We start from the raw sequence: 20,247 nt of genomic DNA, 5'->3' as shown, positions 1-20,247 counted from the left end.
CGAGCAAGCTAATAAGAAAATACATAAACATCACACTTGAAAATAATTATCATTTTCAATCATATGTAAATATTCCCCCACTTTCAATGATGTGAGAGCTATTAATACCATCGTTATTATCAATCAACACAATAAGTAAAATTATCAGTAATTCCCGTCCTAAACGTTTGCGTAATCGCTAACCTTCTCTTAACCTTGATTTGAGGCTTTTATCACGGTTTTTCCATTGATATAGTGCGTCCATACAACAAAAAAAGACCATTCGAGGCATGGAGCTTCCTCATTAATCTCAAGATGAGAAGAATTGGTACCGACAAAATTCGGCAGATTTTAAGAGGGTCAAAAAATGGACATGAATATGGTTGAGATTTTAGGTTATGCAGCTTCAATCATGGTCGCAATTTCGCTAACTATGAAAGATATTGTTAAGCTTCGTATCCTTAACTTTATTGGTTGTGCGCTATTTACTGCTTACGGACTAATGATTGATTCTTGGCCTGTAGTATTAACTAACGGCTTTATTGCTTGCGTTAATATCTACTTCCTAGCAAAAATGCAACAGGAAAAAAAGCCTAGAATCTAGAGCCTAAAAAGCAATAGCATTCGAACAATAAAAGCCCGCGAATGATAAGATCGCGGGCTTTTTGCTTTTAATGAGCTCTCACTTTCTGCACATTCATCAATAGCTCTAGCGAACCCAGTTAAGTGCTAATGTTTCTCGACGAGAGAACATGTCTACATGTGATGAGATTATCGCCTTCACTTTGCCCAGTTTCTCTTCGGAATCCGCCTCACAAATAATGGTCAAGCTAGACTCGCAAAGAGCAAACTCCGCTTTTCCCGTCGGAAATGTCACCAAACCGCTGTTTTCATTCCAAGTAGCAGGAACCTTTCGTCCAAAATGCCGACAAAGTGTCACTAAGTATTTGTCAGCGTGTTCGCTATCTATTCGGGTGCTTTCTTTAATCATGAATTTACTCGTGTTTTGAAGCGCCCCCTCTCGGGAGCCCTATTAGAATTGATAAGCAGCAGAAAGTTTGAAGTTGCGACCCGGCTCGTAGTCATCAAGCGTGAAGCCACGTGCCGTACCCGAACGAGACGCATGAGAGCTGTACAACTCGTCAAATACATTATCAATACCAAAGGTCACCGACAGTCCATCAATATTAGACGGCACCCATTGAGCATATAGATTATGTACATCATAACTTGCTTTCTTTGGCTGACCATCAAAGACGTTGTCTTCCTCTAGAACAAACATTGAGTTCCACCCGAAGATCGTTTCTAAAGCGTCTGACTGGTAATCCAAAGTTAGAGCAATACTATCACCCATATCAATGCTACGCCCATTACCCCCAGCAACAGGGCCACCGGTATTCTTGTTTTTGGTGTCCGACTTAGAGTAAGAAAGTTTGCTGTTAAACTTGTCGTAGCCATAAGAAGCACTTGCCTCAAAGCCTTTAATCTCAACATCACCTAAGTTGTAAATCAGGTAAGTTTGAGTCGCGTTTTGGTACTGGTCTGCAATGTAATCATCAATTTCCGTTTGGAATGCCGTAATATTCGCTCCAAAGAAATGCTTATCAAAGGTTTTATCAAAACGGACACCACCCTGTGTGTTCAACCCCGTTTCTGGCTTTAGTCCATCCTCTAAAAATGCAACGTCTTGGTAAGCAATAAAGGTTTCCATCAGCTCAGGGCCTTTGAATAGAGAGCGTGCGCTCGCAAACAACGTCCAATCCTGAGTGACTGCCCATTCTGCTGCTAGGGCCCAGGTCACATCATCATAGTTACTCGTCCCCGTTTCAGCTTCACGTTTGTAATCATCAAAACGCATACCTGCGGTAACAAAGAAAGCATCAGAGAAGAAGAACTGGTCTTCTACAAACAATGCGGTTGAAATGGCCGATTCATCCATGAACTTACGACTACCGTAGTAACTTGAAGATGTCTTATCCATGTAGTCGAAACCATAGGTGATTCGATTATCAAACTCACCTAACATAACATCCGACTGGAACTTACCATTCAAACCAAAGTTTTGGTTTTTAGCGGTGTTCTTCGATAAACGGTTCGAAGGCCAGCGAGGAGCCATAACGCTCTCATCCCGTTTAATTTCTGTCTCGGTATTATAAAGTGTGACGTTACCTTTATGCTGTTCGCCTCGCAGCTCGTAACTCAAGGTAACGGTATCTCGGTCATAATCCGTAGGAATAAGTAACGTGCTCGATAAGCCATTGTTCGCACTACCCGACATATCAGGACGCGGACTGTAATCACCACTGTCTCGGTACATGTCATAAGAGAGCTCAAAACGATGGATGTCGTTTAGTTCATACCCCAACTTAGCCAGAATGTTGTAAACATCACCCGCAGCGCCATAGGTTTTGTTGCCGTCACCATCTTCGAAGTCATCACGCGTAACGTAATGGCCATAAACCATCGCATCAATGTTTTCGGACAAAAGCCCGTACAGTGTCAACGAGCCTTGTTGGTTGTCGTTGGATGCATAACCGCCATAAACACGAGCGCCAAACGTTTCATCGTAACGAAGTAAATCGCGAGCGTCTTTCGTTTCAAAATAAACCGAGCCGCCTAAGCCATTTTGAGTCACAGAGTTATTACCTACCTGGATATCGGCAGATTTGAGAATGTCAGGGTTTAGCGTCAAGTTCCCAATGTGATGGAACATGCTCGCATGCTGAGAAGCACCATCAAGACGAATGTCCAAATCGGTTTCGCTCAAACCACGAATGGTAATACGTTGATTCACAGAGTGTGTTCCACCAACATCCACACCGGGAATATCGCGCAGTAAATCAGACATATGATCCGCTTGCTTCAGTGACATATCGTCTGCAAACATCGACTCGGTATTGCTAGAAACTTTTGTTCCCCATACAACGACTTCTTCAAAATGTGACTCGGTATCTTGAGCTAAAACAGGGTTTGATAGCGCCATTCCCACTGCAAGGCAAAGGCTTGAAAGCTTGATAGATGAACAAGCAGGGCTTTCCATAACTTCATTCCTAAATATTAATGATAATAATTCTCAGGTATAATAAGCATGAGTTTTATAAATACAAAGGCGATTTGATTATGCGAAATCGCACAAGTGTTATGAGGAAGTGTCAAATGCAGGAAGTCACACCAAAACGAACTAGAATTGCCAAGATCGCTTTAACCCAAAAACTGGAAGCCACAGAAAAGCAGTGGATCGTCACTCAAGGTCAACCTTGTCAAACTCAACTGGCAGAAGGCAAATTCCTATCATATCAGTACAATGATCAAATCTTTGTTCATGGAGGACGTTGCCTAGAGCTTGTTGATTCACATATTGTTTCTACTGTACACGCCTCACTGTTGGTCACTATTCTTTTAGAAGGTAAGCTCTCGTTTGGCTATGACGATTTGCAATTTGATTTAGACGCAAGCGACGGCCCTAAAGGTGTTGTGGTGAACCTACTCAAACCTGCAAACTTTCGTCGTTCACTGCTCAAAGATAACGTCATTAATAAGATCAACATATTGGTTAAGCCCCAGTGGCTAGAGGCTCGCCTTGACCAAACCTGTCGTCATCGGTCCTTTTTTAACTCTCATCAGGCGTTTCATCCTCTAGAGCTTAACCAGGCGTTATGCGAACTGGCTGAAACGCTGACAAGCCGAGAAACACCACAAGAATTCCAAGATAAGTTGGAAGTTGAAAGCTTGATCTATCAAATTTTGCATCAAGCGACTGAGCAAATCCCCAAAAACTTCAGTGCTAATAAAAATAACCATGAACGGCACACAGATGGTCGAATAGAGGATATTGTTAGCTATATAGAAACTCACCTTGAGCAAGAACTAGGCTTAGAAAAGTTGGCAAGCGTGTTTTCAATGAGCGTTTCAAACCTGCAGCGCCGATTTAAACAATCACTGAATATGACCGTAAATGGTTATATTCGCTTTCGTCGCCTTGAGATTGCGAGGCAACACTTGGAACGTGGCCTAGTGACGATCACGGAAGCGGCTTATGAAGCCGGATACCACCACCCTTCCAACTTCACCTGCGCTTTCAAAAAGGTATTTGGTGTACCACCGCATGAAGTGATAAAAGAGTAAAGAGGCCCCAGGTAACTGACTGTTATTTAGGAGTGTCTTATCCACTACATCGGTATATACTCGCCTTAAACGTTATGGAGGTTGAACATGAATATTGGTGCTGTCGCAAAGCTTACTGGGCTTTCATCTAAGTCGATTCGATTGTATGAAGACAAAGGGATCATATCTCCACCAGCGCGCAGCGACTCTGGCTATCGCGAATATTCAGATAATCATATTCAAGAGCTTAACTTAGTATCACGCGCAAAAAACGCTGGCTTTTCACTGCAAGAATGCAAAGAGTTTGTGCAGCTTGCCCATAATCCCAACCGAAAAAGCAGCGAAGTAAAAGCAAGAACCATGGATAAGCTGAGAGAGGTTGAAGAAAAAATCGCGCACCTTATGGAGATCAAAACGCAACTTGAAGGTTGGGTTTCTTCTTGTCCGGGAGACGCTGAAAGCCGATGCCCAATCATAGACGAGCTCACCAAGTAAACTCGCCTATCTATCCTCATTGAGGAATCGCTTTCATTAAGCCCTGAGGTCGGATTAGTGGTAAGTACACATGCGCTTGCCGTTTAATTCGATAATGTTAAACGGCGTTTCGTAGATATCCTCTAGCGTAGACGCCTGAATCACCTCTTCAACCGCACCACTTGCCACAACTTTGCCTTGCTTAAGCGCCAATATGACATCCGAGTAGCACGCTGCGAAATTAATATCATGAATAACCACCACCATGGCTTTGTTCATGTCATGAGCTAACCGCTGGACCACTTTCATGATCTGAAGAGAGTGTTTGATATCTAGATTGTTAAGTGGTTCATCAAGAAAAACGTAGTCTGTATCTTGTGCAATCACCATGGCAATAAACGCAAGCTGTCGCTGACCACCACTTAATTCATCCAAATATTTGTCTTGGATACCTTGTAAATCTAGATAGTCGATCGCTTGTTCAATCACCGCATGATCTTCTTTGGTCAGATTTCCTTTGGAGTATGGGAAACGGCCAAAAGAGACCAACTCCTTCACGGTAAATCGCATGGTAATAGAGTTGGCTTGACGAAGTACCGCCAGCTTTTTCGCTAACTCTTTAGTGTCCCATTCCGCAATTTCCTTGCAATCAATGATAACACTACCACCATCCCGCTCCGTTAAGCGCGAAGCCATAGATAACAGCGTGCTCTTTCCCGCACCATTCGGGCCAATAATCGATGTTACCTTGCCCTTTTCAAACTGAGTATTGGCCTCATCAACTACTTTGTTTGAACCGAAGGCCTTCGTTAATTTGTCTATCACTATCATATTTATACAACTTTGTTTTTCAGTAGTAGGTATAAGAAATACGCACCACCAATAAAGTTAATAACGACACTCAACGTCGTCTCAAAACTGAACACGTTCTCGATAATCCATTGCCCAGCCAGTAACGAGCTGATGGAGAGAAACGAACAACCAACCAATAGCGTTTTGTGTTGGTAACTTCGGAACATTTCTCGGCTTAAGTTGGTCACCAGCAAACCAAAGAACATGATTGGTCCCACTAGAGCCGTAGAAATAGCAATCAGAACCGCCGAGATAATGAATACATTTCGCGTCACCTTAGGTACGTCGACGCCCAAACTTTTCGCATTGTCTTGGTCGAGCCAAAACACATCTAAAGTGCGATGCATACTAAATAGCAACCAACATGCAAACATCAAAGCTGGCGCACTAAAGTAAACCAAATTCACTTTGACATTATTAAAGCTGGCGTAAAGTTTCGATTGAACGATTGCAAACGTATTTGGGTCCATCAGCAAAGAGAAAAATGACGCCGCATTGGAAAATAGCTGACCAAAGATCAAGCCGACCAATAGCAACGTAATCAAGTTCTTGCTTCCTTTAGAAAAGTAAAAACCAAACAACAATAACGAAAACGACACCATTACAATTACGGCAATCGTGAAATTGACGTACAAGTTAAGAACTAAAGTACTCAAACCACCAAAAATCAGCACGATCAAAATTTGCGTCAACACATACAACGCATCAAACCCCATGATACTTGGCGTTAAAATTCGGTTGTGCGTAATGGTTTGAAATACAAGTGAAGACTGAGCAATAGCCACACCCGCTAGCACTATCGCCAATACTTTAGGAACTCTACGAGATAAAAAATACTGGTAGTTGTCAGCCGTTAGCCCAATACCAATAAACAAACATGCAAAAAGTACCGCAATGCCACCTAGCAGTAGGATTTTCGTTGAATCACGCATGTTGCTTACCTCGCAACAACATCGCGATGAATACCACACCACCCAATATGCTGATCACGATAGAGATTGGCATTTCATGAGGGAAGATAATCAAACGACTCACCAAGTCGCAACACAGCACTAAAGTCGCCCCATACATGGCCGTAAGCGGGATGTTCTTTTTGAGGTTATCACCATAAAAGTGACTAACGAGATTTGGCACAATCAGACCCAGGAATGGCAGCTGCCCAACAATCATCACGACACTTGCCGACATGATGGACACCAACAGCACACCAATCGTGACAACCTGCTGATAATTTAACCCCAAGTTAACCGCGAAATCTTTTCCGATACCCACGGCTGAAATCCGTGCGGCAAAAAGATAGCTTAGAATAGCCATTGGTACCGCGATGTACAGTAGCTCAAAGTCACCACGTAAGATGTTGGCAAAATTCGCTACCGTCCAAGCGTTTAGACTTTGTAACGCATCGTATTTGTAAGCAATAAATGTAGTCATGGATTGGATGACATTGCCGAAAATAATTCCGACAAGTGGCACAAAGACCACACTCTTAAATTGAATGCGTTGAATAAAGAAAATAAATGCTAGCGTCCCGAACACCGAGATACCAAAGACAAGCCATAGGTGATTGTCGTTTCCAAAGAAAACCACGCTCAGTACGTAGCCCAGCATGGCACATTCGATCGTACCGGTTGTAGAAGGTGCAGCAAATCGGTTCTGACTGATTTGCTGCATAATAAGGCCTGCAATACTTAAGCCTGCACCAGCAAGCAGTATGGCGAATAAACGTGGTATACGGCTGGTAAAGAAAAGCTCTAACGCTTTCTCATCACCCGAAAATAACTGTTGGGGCGTCATGTTTGCCACCCCAACAAATAACGAAACCGTGCTTAAAACCACAAGGGTTAGCAATAACTTTTTCAAAGTTAACCTCTGCTATCTTGGATTACAGTTCAACGGTTTGCTTGATCTCACTGACCATTTTTTCTGTTGCAGTCACACCAGACATCGACAAGTACCACGCGTCCACATCTAAATAAGTGATTTTGTGATTCTTATATGCGGCGGTTGCTTTGACTAAGTCGTTATCCATGGACTTACGAATATCGTTATCTGGCGTGCCTTTCAGCGAATTGCGGTCAACTACGAGTATATTTTTCGGGTTAGCTTCACGAATAAATTCATAAGAAATAACATCTCCGTGAGTGCCCGTTTTCACGTGTTCAACCGTTTCCAAGAAACCGAAATCGTTATAAATAACACCAAATCGTGATTGAGCTCCAAACGCACTGATGTTGTCACCCATGCTTAAAATCGTTAACGCATCATTGTTATTTGATTGATTGTAGTCACGGATTGCTTTGAATTGAGCATCTAGCGCTTCAATTTTCTGCTCTACTTTTTCTTCGATATCGAAGATTTTACCAATATTGCGCCACTGTGCTTGCGTACCTTCCCAGTAACCTTGATTCTCTTTCGCAGCAAAAACGACCGTAGGAGCAATTTCACTCAGCTCTTCATATTTCGCAGACGCTCGCGGACCAACCAATATCAAATCCGGTTTTTGCATGTAAATGGTTTCAAAGTCAGGTTCAAACAAACTACCCGCAGAGGTGTAGTTATCTTTGCTGTACTTTGAAAGGTAGCTAGGCAGATTAGAAGAGTTAGAAACTGCAACAGGATCGATGCCAAAGTTGTCCAGCGCATCTAGCGGTCCAAAGCCAATCACAACCACGCGTTCTGGTGATTGTTCTAGCTCGGTTTGACCCATGTAATGGTCAATCACAACCTTAGCAGCGAAAGAAGGAGAAACAGTAAATAGCGACAGCATAGCCGCACCGACGAATTTTTTCATTTTGTTAAGCCTTAATGAGATCTATTATCATGCGCGTTCGCAATATAGCGTTACTCTTTACTGCATTCAACAAAATTTAAGGTACTTTACATTAGTTACGCTTATTCGAGCTTCAACTATATCAAAGACTTATAAAAACCATTCATTGCAATATCTAGGTGTATCATTCATGCGCTTCGATAAATGCTTTGAGTGCTGGCTCATCAATAATCTCCAACCCGTTTTCCGTTTTTGCAATCAATCCCTTTTCAATCAAATCTTTAACTGCACGTCGATAAACACGGCCAGAAGTACCAAATCGCTCAGCTTCTTGATTTACTTTGTCAAAGCCACCGAGCAATGTATTGGTTTGATTACGGACGAAAAGATCATACGCAATATTATAAGTAATGGGATGCAATAACCGATTGGTATAGATATCCATAGAGTCTTGATAATCTTCGGCCAACGCTGAAGCAAAGAACACCATCATTTCTGGATGCTTTTGTAGCGCTTCAGTTAGTTTTTGGATGCAGATGACATCAACCTGCATGTGCTCATCTGCAATCACATTCCATTGGCAAGGAGTCTGAGTGAAGTACTCCATTTCACCATAGATATGGTAGTCGCAGTTTGCCTCTCCTAATTGAAAGCGTCGCCCATTCGCGGCCAATATGCTCATTGACACTCGACCTACCGGCACAACATATAAGTACTGAAGTTGCTCACCTTGGCGGAGAATTTCTTCCCCAGCATCAAAGTAACGCGTACTAATTTGACACTGATAGATCATCTCACGAAAGGCAACGCTCTTTTTTTCAAGGTATGTTTTGAAGCGGCCAGTTGGATACGGGCTGATTTTCATTCTCTGCTCTCTCAGAAAAGTTACTGATAACTATCTCAGGTGGATTGTACCCCGTAACACCAAATAAAAAAGCGACAGTGGCCTGTCGCTTTACATTCATTGATTTATAAGAGTTACTGAGGTTAGTACGGACTACCTCTGAGCAATCAGCGCTTCTAACGCCGTCATTACAGCAAGCTTCTCACCTTGCATCATTACTTTCGCTTCATCAACGTACTGGCCAACCCCTTCTTTCACATCTTGTTGGTACAGAACGACGTTATTTAAGATCGAAGCCACATGAAGACCACGTAATCGGCCAACGGCAAACAAAGCTGAGGTTTCCATATCAGCACCTAAGACGCCCTTCTTGTTCCAGTATTGGCATATCGCATCTTCGTCATCGGTATAGAAACTGTCGTGAGAACGTACCACACCGAAATGATAACGCGCCTCTTGTACTGACAGGTAACGCTCAACTTCCTTTAATAAGGAAAAGCTTGCGTACGCCGGATAAGCCGAATCCACATACGCTTTGGAGCCGCCTTCATCTCTTACCGCACCTTCGGCAATGATTAGCTCGCCAAGCTGAATCCCAGATTGCATCGCACCTGCCGATCCGACACGTACCACATGAGTCACACCGCACTGTTTTAGCTCTTCAACTGCGATGATCATCGATGGCGCGCCGATGCCTGTGCTGCATACTGAAACAGGCTGGTCTTTGTATTTGCCAGTAAAAACTCGGTACTCGCGATTTTCCGAGATCATTTCTGCATCATCCAATAATGCGGCAATACGATTAGCTCGGTCTGGCTCACCACATACAATGACGAGAGGAGCGACTTGTGTTTCATCAACACCAATATGAGGTTGTTTCGCCATTTTTCGTTCCTTAAGCTGCAGCTTGAGCTAAGGTTTTATCGCCATTGCGCTTGGCGCTACGGGCCCATTCACGCGTACCATTGGCAGCAATGAACATCAAAATCGCATACTGAACGGACATCGCATAAACACCCTGTGTCGCGTAGATACCAACACTGATGATGTTAATCACAACCCAAAGAATCCAGTTTTCCACATATTTACGTGTCATCAGAATTTGTGCAACAACAGAAAGTACTGTCATGGTTGCATCCCAAAACGGGAACGCATCTGGTTCAAGTACCGGATCAGCCAAACCTGCACCAAAGAGATTCAAGCTATCAACAGCAATGTTTGCTAATGCAAAGAAAAAAGGGTCGATGTAGATGGTTAACAACGCGATAGACACAACGCTAATAGAAGCAGTGGCGATGAGTTTCTGTTTGTTTAACCAGCGTACTTCCAGCGTTTCACCTTCCGCATTTGGACGAGTCCAAGCATACCAACCGTAAATGTTCGCACAGAAGAAAAACAGTTGAAGAAGTAATAATCCGTATAACTGAATTTGGAAAAAGATAACGGCAAAAAGAGTGACATTCAGCAAACCGAATAAGTAGTTGATGGTTTTTTCTTGGCTAGCAAACCAAATGCAAAGCAATCCAAAAACCGTACCGAAAGCTTCGATCCAACTCATTGCGTAACCGCCGCCTATTGGAATGTTAACCAGGGTGTTGTTTATATCGAGTAAGGCAAGTAGGTCCATGTCGATGTCCTTTATTATTTTGTTTGGGAATATGCCTATATTAGGGCGTGACACCTAACAAAAAGGAGGACATTTGTCCCCCTCTTGATGCACTCGATCATAATTCAGTTCAATATTTGCTTGAAAGCGCCTATTTATCTCAACCATTCATTCCAAATGAACTAGGACTCGTGTCCTAGGTAGCGCTTTTTGAACGTAGATGCTGACGCGAACAGTAAAGTCGAAGCAAATGTAAACACCACGCCAGCCAAGTATACATACTCTTCATTCGCAAGTAGCTCATAAACACTCACGACAAACACCGTTAATACTAGTGAAATATTGAAACGGTGAAACCACGGCCTCTTTACTGAATACTGTGCATATCTCTTAACTAACATAAAGATTTTCCATTCATCTCAATAATTTATAAATCTAATTATAGACTTTATTAATAATAAGCTTTTTAAGCACTATCTACACGAAATCTTTCGAGTTACTCGCAAAAAATCACACTTTTCAAATATTGAGTTAATAAATTCGAACATCTGTTTTGCATGCTTATTTATTTTTAGCCCATTCTTTATAAATTATATGCACTAAATTTGTTAACCATACGTTTGTTTTTAATTAAGAGAAATTCGTCACACTGTTGCGTACAACCAATGCTGGTTCCAGTTGAACGACTTGAGCTTCGTTAGATTTGTCGTCCAGTCTTCGGACAAGAGTTTCGACGGCGGCTTGGCCGAGTCGATATTTGGGTTGGTGGATGGTCGTTAAGGAAGGCGACATGAACTTCGCGATATGTATGTCATCGTAACCGATGATTGAAATCTGTTCCGGGACTTTAATATTGAGCTCATTTGCGGCGTTAATCACACCCATCGCCATCATATCATTGGAAACAAAAATCGAACTGGGTAAGGTGCCTCGCTGCGCCATTTTCATAAATGCTTGATATCCGCCTTCACATTCGAAGTCCGATTCAATTATCCAGTTGGCATTAAATTCCAAGCCTGCTTCGTTCATCGCACGTTTGTAACCTTCGTATCGCATTTGCGCTTGGTGTTTAATCAAAGGGCCGGTGATACATCCTATTTCTGTGTGGCCACAATCAATCAGGTATTTCGCCGCTAGGTAACCGCCACGAAGCGAGTTATCTTGAATTTTGTCGCTCGTAAACAGCATCGGCCCCCAATCCATCACCACGACAGGGATATCAGGATAACGCTCAAATACATCGATACGCTCCCCTTCTAGCGAGGAGCACATCAAGATCAAACCATCGACACGCTTTTGCAAAAGCGTATTAATGGATTGGCGCATGCGTTCGTTATCACCTTCGGTATTGCATAAAATGAGGCTATAACCTTTGTTATAGCAACTGCGTTCGACGCCTTTTACGACTTCGCCAAAGAATGGGTTGGTTGAAGTTGTCACCAGCATACCAATGGTTTGGGTACGATTGACTTTGAGGCTACGCGCCAAAGCTGATGGCGCATAGTAGTTAAGTTCTTTTGCGGCATTATTGACGCGTTCGGAGATCTCTTCACTCACAAAACGCGTCTTGTTAATAACATGGCTCACTGTTGAAGTGGAAACCCCTGCCAGTTTTGCGATGTCTTTCATCGTCGCCATGTTATTACTCCTAATTGATGAGGCGTTTAAGCCCTATTGTGCAGCGAGAAACGCGTCCACCTCTTCGCGAGTTGGGATCGACGTCTGCGCGCCAAAGCGGGTCACAGAAATTGCAGCCGCCGCATGTGCAAACTTAATTGCTGATTCTAAAGGTAAACCCTCTAACAGGCCAGTGACGAATGCCCCATTAAACGTATCCCCTGCTGCGGTGGTATCGGTCGCGTCAACACGGAACCCCGGGATGAGCTCACCTCTACCATTTTGACTTAACCAAACACCCTTCGCACCGAGAGTGATCATGACAATTTCGATACCTTTGCTATGAAGCACATTCGCCGCTTCTTGCGCGCTGTCATTATCCGTTACCGTTACCCCCGTCAACACTTCAGCTTCGGTTTCATTTGGTGTAATAACATCAATACAAGCAAGCAGTTCGTCTGACAGTTCACGAGCAGGGGCTGGGTTTAAAATGACGTTAGTTTTTGCATCTTTCGCCACTCGCGCGGCTTTCTCAATGCCGCACATCGGCGTTTCCAATTGCATCAGCAGGTAATCCGCTTGGCGAATGCGTTCTAAATCTGGCTCAATCGCTTCTGCTGTCAATTTGGCATTCGCTTCTGCTGAAATACAAATGCTGTTTTCACCACTATCCGACACTTGAATCATCGCAATGCCAGTTGGGCAGTTTGGTTGCATCTTCACACCAGTGATGTCGATGCCGTCCATATTGAAGTTTTCACGAATATTGATGCCGAACGAGTCATCGCCTACACAAGCAATAAAGCCAATATCAGCCTTGAGTCGAGCTGCAGCAACAGCTTGGTTGGCACCTTTGCCACCTGGGATAACTTGATAGTTGCGACCATGTAGCGTTTCGCCAGGGCGAGGGAAAGAAGGCACTTGAAGAACATGGTCAGCGTTTACACTACCTAACACCACTAACTTATTCATACGGTTATCCTCGGTTCTGAATGAACCCTTTTTTTGAAAAACTATTTTGGAAAATACATTAGATGACTTTAACTTCTCTTCTTAGCGAAGGAGTCACGATAAAAAGCCAAAGGCATCTATACCCTGCATTTTTAAGTCACTTGGGTATGTTTGCCCTCTCCTCCTAAACGACAGATATAAACGGAGGAGAGAGCAAAAATTAGGACGCTTTATTGAACGTCAAACTTATTTAGTCACTACTTTTAGTGGCACCGGAATGTATTCTTCTACTTTTTCACCTTTCAAGACTTTGTCAGCCGTTTCAACACCTAAAGCACCGATAAGATCTGGTTGCTGTGCGATGGTTGCTGCTAGCTTGCCACGGTTAACTGCGGCAATGCCGTCTTCCGTGCCATCAAAACCAACGATAACGACGTCTTTGCCAGAAGCTTGAACGGCGCGAAGTGCACCTAGCGCCATTTCATCATTCTGTGCGAACACCGCTTGTACATCAGGGTTAGCCGCGAGTAGGTTTTCCATCACGTTTAGGCCTTTAGTACGGTCAAAGTCTGCTGGCTGGCTGGCAAGAAGATCCATATCGCTGCCCTTCACGGCATTCATGAAACCTTCACCACGCTCGCGCGCCGCCGATGTGCCCGCAATACCTTCAAGCTGAATTACTTTTGCTTTTTCGCCAACTTTTTCCATGATGTAGTGGCCTGCCATTTCACCACCGATCACGTTGTCGGACGCGATGTGACTCACGACTTCACCACGGCTTGCGCCACGGTCTAGTGTCAATACAGGGATCTTAGAACGGTTCGCCATACGAATCGCATTAGACACAGCATCAGAATCCGTTGGGTTGATAAGAATTGCTTTTACACCGCGAATACTTAAATCCTCGATGTTCGACAGTTCTTTGCTCGGGTCATTTTGCGAGTCCAGTACAATTAAGTCGTACCCCAATTCTTTGGCTTTAGCTTCCGCACCGTCTTTCATCGTTACGAAGAACGGGTTGTTTAGCGTCGAAACCACAATCGCCATCGTATCTTGGGCTTGTGCCGCTACTGATACAGTGGAAGAAAGAAGTGCAGCAGAGATAAGAGTTGCAAGTTTTTTCATCGTTCTAGTCCTTTGTGTAGGGTGAGCCAGCACACGCCCACTGGCTCGGTTTGTATTCAGGATTTAATGGTTATGGATTATTTGTTTTTGTTGTCTACCAGTACTGCGAGCAAGATAACCACTGCTTTGGCAATCATTTGGTAGTATGAGGAAACGTCTAGTAGGTTAAGAGCGTTGTTTAAGAAACCGATGATCAGCGCACCAATTAGCGTACCCATGATGCGTCCTTTACCGCCCATCAAGCTGGTACCGCCAAGTACAACCGCAGCAATCGCATCTAACTCGTAACCCATACCCGCTGTTGGCTGCGCCGAAGACAGACGAGAAGTCACGATGATGCCTGCAAGCGCTGCCAGCATACCGCAGATTGCGTATACACCAATCTTCACTCGGTCTACATTGATACCAGATAGACGAGTCGCTGATTCGTTGCCACCTAGTGCGTAAACGTAGCGACCAAAGCGAGTGTGGTTAAGTAAGTACCAAGCCGCTGCGAACACAACCACCATTAACCAAACAGGTACTGGAATACCTAGCGCGTAGCCGGTACCAAACCATGCAAACGCATCAGCTGTGTCAGTAAAACCTGTCGAGATTGGACGACCTTCGGTGTACACCATAGTCACACCGCGTAGTAACGTCATGGTAACCAGCGTAGCGATAAAGGCCTGTACTTTGCCCTTAGCAATGATGATGCCGCTAATTGCACCTAACGCTGCACCTGCGACTAAAGCAGTCGGAACCGCCACCAGCACCGGGACTTCAAGCGCAATCATGCTTGCCGCAAAGGCACCACATAGCGCCAGTACGGAACCAACACTCAAGTCGATGCCTGCGGTTAAAATAACCAGTGTCATACCTACCGCGATAATGGCATTCACTGAGGTTTGACGAAGAATGTTGAGAATGTTGTCGACCGTAAAGAAGTTCGGGTTCAAAAATGACACAACAACAATCAAAAAAATCAGTGCTATCAGTGATTTTTGCTCAATCAACCACTCTTTTGTGAACAACTTCTTGTTGCTAGCTTCGGTTGGTTTGCTCATGGTATTAGTACTCATGCTGCTTCCTCATTGATCTTTTTGCCTACGGCACAGGCGAGTAATTTTTCTTGATCGGCGTCTTTCGCATCGAATTCGCCAGTAATACGACCTTCATGCATAACCAGAATGCGGTCACTCATACCGAGCACTTCTGGCATCTCGGAAGACACCAAGATGATGCTCATGCCTTCGGCTTTGAACTTGTTGATGAGTTGATAAATTTCTTTTTTCGCACCGACATCGACGCCACGTGTTGGCTCATCGAGAATCAGAACTTTAGGTTTGGTCATTAACCCTTTCGCGATCGCCACTTTTTGCTGGTTACCGCCGGATAAGTTACCAATGATTTGGTCGCGCGTAGGGGTTTTGATATTAAATAGCTTGATAAAATCTTCCACGGCAATCACTTCGTCGCTATGTTGGATTTGGAAGCCTTTAGTCAAATGATTGAGAGAACAAAGTGACATATTCTCCTTAACCGAGAGACCTAACACCAAGCCATCGCCTTTGCGGTCTTCAGAGATATAAGCGATGCCATTTGCTAAGCCATCTTGTGGGCTAACCGGGTTAATGGTTTTGTTATCGAGGTTGATAACACCATGCTCACTTGGCAACGCGCCGTAAATCACTTTCATCAGTTCGGTGCGGCCTGCCCCCATCAAACCAGAAATACCCAAAATTTCACCGCGTTTCAGCGTGAAGCTCACATTGTGAACGCCAGAGCCAGTCAGGCCAATCACTTCAAGGCAAGTTTCGCCATGTCGCACATCAATACGTGGGTATTGTTCTTCTAACTTACGACCAACCATCATTTCGATCAGGCCGTCTTCATCAGTGTCTGCTACTTTACATTCACCGATAAATTTACCGTCACGAAGCACCGTGATGTCATCACAGATTTCAAAGATTTCTTTAAGACGGTGTGAGATGTAAACGATACCGCAGCCCTGCTCTCGAAGCTCGTTGATCACTTTAAATAGTGACTCCGTCTCGGTATCAGTCAGCGCGTCAGTTGGCTCATCCATAATGATGACTTTCGATTCAAACGAAAGCGCTTTCGCGATCTCCACCATTTGCTGTTCACCTAGGCTCAAATCACCAAGCAACGTTTTCGATGAGTGCTTTACGTTAAGGCGTTGAAGCAACTTGTCTGCTTCTTCATACATCTTGCCCCACTGAATACGCCCCATCGTGCCGGTAAATTCACGACCTAGATAGATGTTTTCAGCAATCGTTAGTTCAGGGATCAAGTTCAATTCTTGGTGAATGATGCTGATGCCCGCTTCCTGTGAATCACGCGGCCCTTTAAACGCGGCAGGTTGGCCTTGATATTGGATGCTACCCGCATCCATGTGATAGATGCCAGTCAGCACCTTCATCAATGTTGACTTGCCTGCTCCATTTTCTCCCATGAGCGCCATGACACGGCCTGGGTAAACATTCAGGCTCGCTTTGTCCAGTGCTTTCACGCCCGGGAACGCTTTCTCAATGTCGCTCAGTTGTAGAATGGCTTGAGTCATAATCTGTCCTCAATATCTCTGGCTTAAAAAACCACGCCCGCTTGAAAGATAACGTTCGCGTATGGCGAGCATTCGCCAGTTCGAACGACAGCGCGGCTTTGTGCCGTGCGTGCTTTAAATGCTTCATGTGACACGTAGCTGATCTCGATAGATTTACCCGTTTCTTCGCTCTCTTTGCTCAGTTCGTTAAGCAATGCTTGATGCAAAACAGGGCTTACATCAGAAAACTCTTCCGCAATGATGACCCCTTCGATTTGCGACTCAGATAGAATCACGCGAACAGTATCAAGAAAACTTGGTACGCCATGCGTTAGCGCCAAATCAATTCGCTGTACATGCTCAGGGATTGGCAGGCCAGCGTCACATATCGTGATCTCATCGGTGTGGCCTAGCGTCGCCACCAAGTAAGAAATATCTGAGTTAATTAGGGTACTTTTTTTCATCTCATCGACCTTTCGGTTACACGTTCATACAACCATGAGCGCCTGTTTTAAAGTGTTTTCGTTATTAACAGAAAACTCATCGAAACGTTTCGATGAAATAATAATTCGTTGTGGTAATTTGACCAGAGTGAGATCGATAAGGTGTGAGAATGATCCGTAATTAGCGGGTCATCGAATAGTAAAAAGGTACATGAGTCACACTTTGCCATCGAAACGTTTCGATGGCTGATTTAATCGACACTTGAAGTGAGGTTTTTAAAGACAGTTGAAAAAGAGGTACGTCCCATTACTGAGAAACACTCTAGTTAATGAGATGGAAACCTTACACATCATCACAGTTCTTGGATGGTTGTCTGATTTTGGAGAACGCTCACCTTACAATCTGGTTACAATTTGCAAAACACATCATCCGTTCAGTACCTTATATGGTATGCGACGTTTGTAGGGACACAAACGGAAACTAAAAGCCATAATGAAGTTAAGCAATCGAGTCATCTTGCTTGTCGCGCCAGTGATCTTATTAAGCGCGCTGGTATCAAGTTATATTATTTACAGCATTCAAAAAGTAACGCTCATCAAGCGAGAAGACAGCTATATCCAATTGCAAATGGAAAAGCTCGCAGGGCAGTTCCGACAAGCCAACATATTCCTCAATAGTTATGCATACACATTAAGCAAAAGTGATGTATTGCAAGACTACTTGGTGAATCATAGCAATCCGTATCGTGAGCGCGTGTTATTTAACCGACTCGATGAAACCGCAGATGTGTTAAGCCATGGCTATACAGGCGATGCAAGCATGGCGATTCTCGACGGGAAACAAAACCTTCTTTATTACACAGAAAATAAATACTACGAATCTTCAGGTGTAGTCGACCCTAAGGTATTGGATTACATCTCGCGAAGCTTTAGTACGAGAGAAGCGTTTAACCATACTGGCTTTATTTACAATTCCAGCGGACAAAGTATTCTTCTGCAATACGAACTCATCGACAAACGAACAGGGACACAACCTCTAAGTTTTGATCCGCAAAATGTCTTTTTCGTGGTGGTATCGGTATCGCTCGAAGCCTTCAATGAGATCAAGCACGAAATCGAGTTCGACACGCATAGCGTGATAACTTTTGCCGACAAGCCTATTTATCTCGATATTCCTCTCGCTCAGACGATTGAACTATTGCCACACTTTTATGCAGTACTCTCCCCCGCTGAATATTTGATGTGGAATAAAGTCGATAAAGTGTGGCTAGAACTGGCCCTTTCCTTTGGTGTGGCGGCGTTTTGCACCATCACCTTAATTGTTTTGGTTTTGTATCGTTATGTATTACACCCCGTTTCTCGCCTCGATAAACAGCTACAAGAGCTGGAAACAAATCAACGCGGCAACATTGAAAAGCTAGAAACAAACGATGAAATAGGACGCTTATCCTCACGCTTTTTTGATATGTATGAAGAGCTCAACGTCATATATAAGAAGACAAAACGCCTGGCTGAAACGGATCACCTAACGCAACTCGCTAATCGCCATCGTTTCCATGAACTTGCAACTCGTGAACTCGTCTCCCCTTCGCAGCATTTGTGGGTCATTTATGTCGATCTCGATAACTTTAAGTACGTTAATGACAAATACGGGCATGAACTGGGAGACAACTTATTAAAGGTGTTTTCATCACACATCAAAAATGTCTGTCAAAAATTCTCGCACGACTACGATAGTCCCTGTTTTGCAGCAAGATTGTCTGGTGACGAATTTGCTATTTTATTGAGCTCAAATCAGGATGCACAACGCCTACCCGACTTGCTGGCCTCAGAGTTGCTAAAACCGATTAGCAATCTCAGTCCATCTTGGAGTAATTCATTCCCCGTGACTGCAAGCGTAGGTATCGCTCAGTACCCTCAAGACGGTACAGACGTCGCGAAATTACTCTCCAGTGCCGATGCGGCAATGTATCAAGCCAAACGAGCCGGGAAAAACCAGTACGCTTATTACTCAGCAGCTCTCAATGTTGAGTCTCAAAGACGCAGTCAGCTTGAGCGAGCGCTCAGAAAAGGCAACGTAGAAGAAGAGTTCCATCTCGTTTTTCAGCCCTATATGAATAATCGGGACAACGAGATTGAAGGACTAGAGGTATTATTGCGCTGGGAAGCGGAAGGCATTGGTCCCGTGCCTCCGAAAGAGTTTATCCCAATCGCGGAACAGGCGGGCTTATTTGATAAAATTGATCGATGGGTTTTCGCCAATGCAACTGCAGAATATCACCAGCTAAGAAATATTTTTGGCAAAGACATTGTCCTTTCGATTAACCTCTCTTCAGCAGAACTTAACTCCATCGAAATGGCGAATTATATTCATGACCAAGCAAGCAAAAACGGTGTGAAACCAGAATGTATTGAGTTAGAAATAACAGAAACCTTTGCCGCAGAACAACAAGGTACAGCGTTACTTGATGAGCTGTCGAAGCGTGGCTATCGTCTCGCCATTGATGACTTTGGCTCTGGCTATACATCGCTGACTCAACTTGTTCAATATCCAGTTCAAAAGATCAAGTTTGACCGAGAGTTCCTCGTTACATTGATGAAAACCAACAACGGTCATGTGATCAAACCCATCATCGATCTATGCCACGCTCAAAATAAAACGGTCACCGCAGAAGGTATTGAGCACAATGTGATGCATGAATGGTTATCGTCCTACCGCTGTGACTATATGCAAGGCTATTTATTTGGTAAGCCAATGAGTAAGGAACAACTGAATTTGTGGTGGCAATCCGCAAATGACGATAGCCGCTTCGATGGTTCCATAGTAAGTTCAATTACTGTTCAAGGGACATCTTATTAAAGATTAAGTACAGAAGCCATGTATGTGGCTGCTGTACGTACTTGGTCACGTGTGATTCATAAAGAGAACAAAAAATCTAG

At 43.9% G+C, this 20,247-nt stretch carries 20 protein-coding genes; 4 read left to right on the top strand and 16 right to left on the bottom strand.

The window, feature by feature from the left end; all coding sequences use genetic code 11:
• The first annotated feature begins 346 nt into the window (after nucleotides 1-346).
• Nucleotides 347-583, top strand: a complete 237-nt coding sequence (locus tag P4S59_RS19955) for a YgjV family protein (protein ID WP_337168926.1) — start codon at nucleotides 347-349, stop codon at nucleotides 581-583.
• A gap of 105 nt (nucleotides 584-688) precedes the next feature.
• Here the strand turns inward: P4S59_RS19955 and P4S59_RS19950 are convergent, their stop codons facing one another.
• Together P4S59_RS19950 and P4S59_RS19945 are read right to left on the bottom strand one after the other, a co-directional pair.
• On the bottom strand, nucleotides 689-970 hold the full coding sequence (locus tag P4S59_RS19950; protein ID WP_005397185.1) for a DUF2218 domain-containing protein: 282 nt from the start codon (nucleotides 968-970) through the stop codon (nucleotides 689-691).
• A 42-nt stretch (nucleotides 971-1,012) separates the two neighbouring features.
• Nucleotides 1,013-3,019, bottom strand: coding sequence for a TonB-dependent siderophore receptor (locus P4S59_RS19945; RefSeq protein ID WP_256950865.1), 2,007 nt, complete (start codon nucleotides 3,017-3,019; stop codon nucleotides 1,013-1,015).
• Between the two features lie 116 nt (nucleotides 3,020-3,135).
• Between P4S59_RS19945 and P4S59_RS19940 the strand changes: the two genes are divergently transcribed.
• The gene (locus tag P4S59_RS19940; protein WP_337168925.1) at nucleotides 3,136-4,104 is read left to right on the top strand and encodes an AraC family transcriptional regulator; all 969 of its coding nucleotides are present in this window, start codon (nucleotides 3,136-3,138) and stop codon (nucleotides 4,102-4,104) included.
• An 87-nt stretch (nucleotides 4,105-4,191) separates the two neighbouring features.
• Nucleotides 4,192-4,578 (top strand): Cu(I)-responsive transcriptional regulator, encoded by a 387-nt coding sequence (gene cueR, locus P4S59_RS19935; protein ID WP_012842332.1) that lies wholly within the window; start codon nucleotides 4,192-4,194, stop codon nucleotides 4,576-4,578.
• A 54-nt stretch (nucleotides 4,579-4,632) separates the two neighbouring features.
• On the opposite strand, the gene vctC is transcribed toward cueR, so the two are convergent.
• The 14 genes from vctC to rbsD all read right to left on the bottom strand — a co-directional run bounded on the left by vctC (nucleotide 4,633) and on the right by rbsD (nucleotide 17,328).
• Entirely contained in the window at nucleotides 4,633-5,388 is a 756-nt protein-coding gene (vctC, locus tag P4S59_RS19930; RefSeq protein WP_005397181.1) for an iron chelate ABC transporter ATP-binding protein VctC, read from the bottom strand.
• A 2-nt stretch (nucleotides 5,389-5,390) separates the two neighbouring features.
• A complete protein-coding gene (gene vctG / locus P4S59_RS19925) occupies nucleotides 5,391-6,341 on the bottom strand; it encodes an iron chelate uptake ABC transporter permease subunit VctG (protein WP_012842333.1) in 951 nt (316 codons plus the stop codon).
• Entirely contained in the window at nucleotides 6,334-7,269 is a 936-nt protein-coding gene (vctD, locus tag P4S59_RS19920; RefSeq protein WP_041853077.1) for an iron chelate uptake ABC transporter permease subunit VctD, read from the bottom strand. Before vctD ends, vctG begins: the two co-directional genes overlap by 8 nt.
• Nucleotides 7,270-7,291: 22 nt before the next feature.
• Nucleotides 7,292-8,200 (bottom strand): siderophore ABC transporter substrate-binding protein, encoded by a 909-nt coding sequence (locus P4S59_RS19915; protein ID WP_134645591.1) that lies wholly within the window; start codon nucleotides 8,198-8,200, stop codon nucleotides 7,292-7,294.
• 163 nt (nucleotides 8,201-8,363) lie between these two features.
• Nucleotides 8,364-9,044 (bottom strand): Crp/Fnr family transcriptional regulator, encoded by a 681-nt coding sequence (locus tag P4S59_RS19910; RefSeq protein ID WP_005397172.1) that lies wholly within the window; start codon nucleotides 9,042-9,044, stop codon nucleotides 8,364-8,366.
• A gap of 132 nt (nucleotides 9,045-9,176) precedes the next feature.
• Nucleotides 9,177-9,908 carry a nucleoside phosphorylase gene (locus P4S59_RS19905; RefSeq protein WP_301659046.1) on the bottom strand — a complete coding sequence of 244 codons (732 nt, stop codon included), beginning with the start codon at nucleotides 9,906-9,908 and terminating at the stop codon, nucleotides 9,177-9,179.
• 10 nt (nucleotides 9,909-9,918) lie between these two features.
• Nucleotides 9,919-10,650, bottom strand: coding sequence for a nicotinamide riboside transporter PnuC (gene pnuC / locus P4S59_RS19900; protein WP_005397168.1), 732 nt, complete (start codon nucleotides 10,648-10,650; stop codon nucleotides 9,919-9,921).
• Between the two features lie 161 nt (nucleotides 10,651-10,811).
• Nucleotides 10,812-11,030, bottom strand: a complete 219-nt coding sequence (locus P4S59_RS19895; RefSeq protein WP_005499106.1) for a hypothetical protein — start codon at nucleotides 11,028-11,030, stop codon at nucleotides 10,812-10,814.
• Between the two features lie 229 nt (nucleotides 11,031-11,259).
• Nucleotides 11,260-12,267: a substrate-binding domain-containing protein gene (locus tag P4S59_RS19890; protein WP_337168924.1), complete on the bottom strand. Its 1,008-nt coding sequence runs from the start codon at nucleotides 12,265-12,267 to the stop codon at nucleotides 11,260-11,262.
• Between the two features lie 33 nt (nucleotides 12,268-12,300).
• Complete coding sequence (gene rbsK / locus P4S59_RS19885; protein WP_281189599.1) at nucleotides 12,301-13,218, bottom strand: ribokinase; 918 nt, start codon at nucleotides 13,216-13,218, stop codon at nucleotides 12,301-12,303.
• A gap of 225 nt (nucleotides 13,219-13,443) precedes the next feature.
• Nucleotides 13,444-14,322 carry a ribose ABC transporter substrate-binding protein RbsB gene (gene rbsB, locus P4S59_RS19880; protein WP_005397160.1) on the bottom strand — a complete coding sequence of 293 codons (879 nt, stop codon included), beginning with the start codon at nucleotides 14,320-14,322 and terminating at the stop codon, nucleotides 13,444-13,446.
• Between the two features lie 77 nt (nucleotides 14,323-14,399).
• On the bottom strand, nucleotides 14,400-15,383 hold the full coding sequence (rbsC, locus tag P4S59_RS19875) for a ribose ABC transporter permease (RefSeq protein ID WP_006741011.1): 984 nt from the start codon (nucleotides 15,381-15,383) through the stop codon (nucleotides 14,400-14,402).
• Nucleotides 15,380-16,885 carry a ribose ABC transporter ATP-binding protein RbsA gene (gene rbsA, locus P4S59_RS19870; RefSeq protein ID WP_337168923.1) on the bottom strand — a complete coding sequence of 502 codons (1,506 nt, stop codon included), beginning with the start codon at nucleotides 16,883-16,885 and terminating at the stop codon, nucleotides 15,380-15,382. Before rbsA ends, rbsC begins: the two co-directional genes overlap by 4 nt.
• A 23-nt stretch (nucleotides 16,886-16,908) precedes the next feature.
• Nucleotides 16,909-17,328 carry a D-ribose pyranase gene (gene rbsD / locus P4S59_RS19865; RefSeq protein WP_005397153.1) on the bottom strand — a complete coding sequence of 140 codons (420 nt, stop codon included), beginning with the start codon at nucleotides 17,326-17,328 and terminating at the stop codon, nucleotides 16,909-16,911.
• Nucleotides 17,329-17,800: 472 nt separating this feature from the next.
• Here rbsD and P4S59_RS19860 point away from each other — a divergent pair, with 472 nt between their 5' ends.
• Nucleotides 17,801-20,167: an EAL domain-containing protein gene (locus P4S59_RS19860; RefSeq protein ID WP_337168922.1), complete on the top strand. Its 2,367-nt coding sequence runs from the start codon at nucleotides 17,801-17,803 to the stop codon at nucleotides 20,165-20,167.
• Nucleotides 20,168-20,247 lie beyond the last annotated feature (80 nt).

Origin of the sequence: Vibrio sp. M60_M70 (assembly GCF_037162085.1) — a bacterium.
Taxonomy (GTDB): Bacteria; Pseudomonadota; Gammaproteobacteria; order Enterobacterales; family Vibrionaceae; genus Vibrio; species Vibrio diabolicus.
This window is presented reverse-complemented; position numbering and strand designations above follow the sequence as displayed.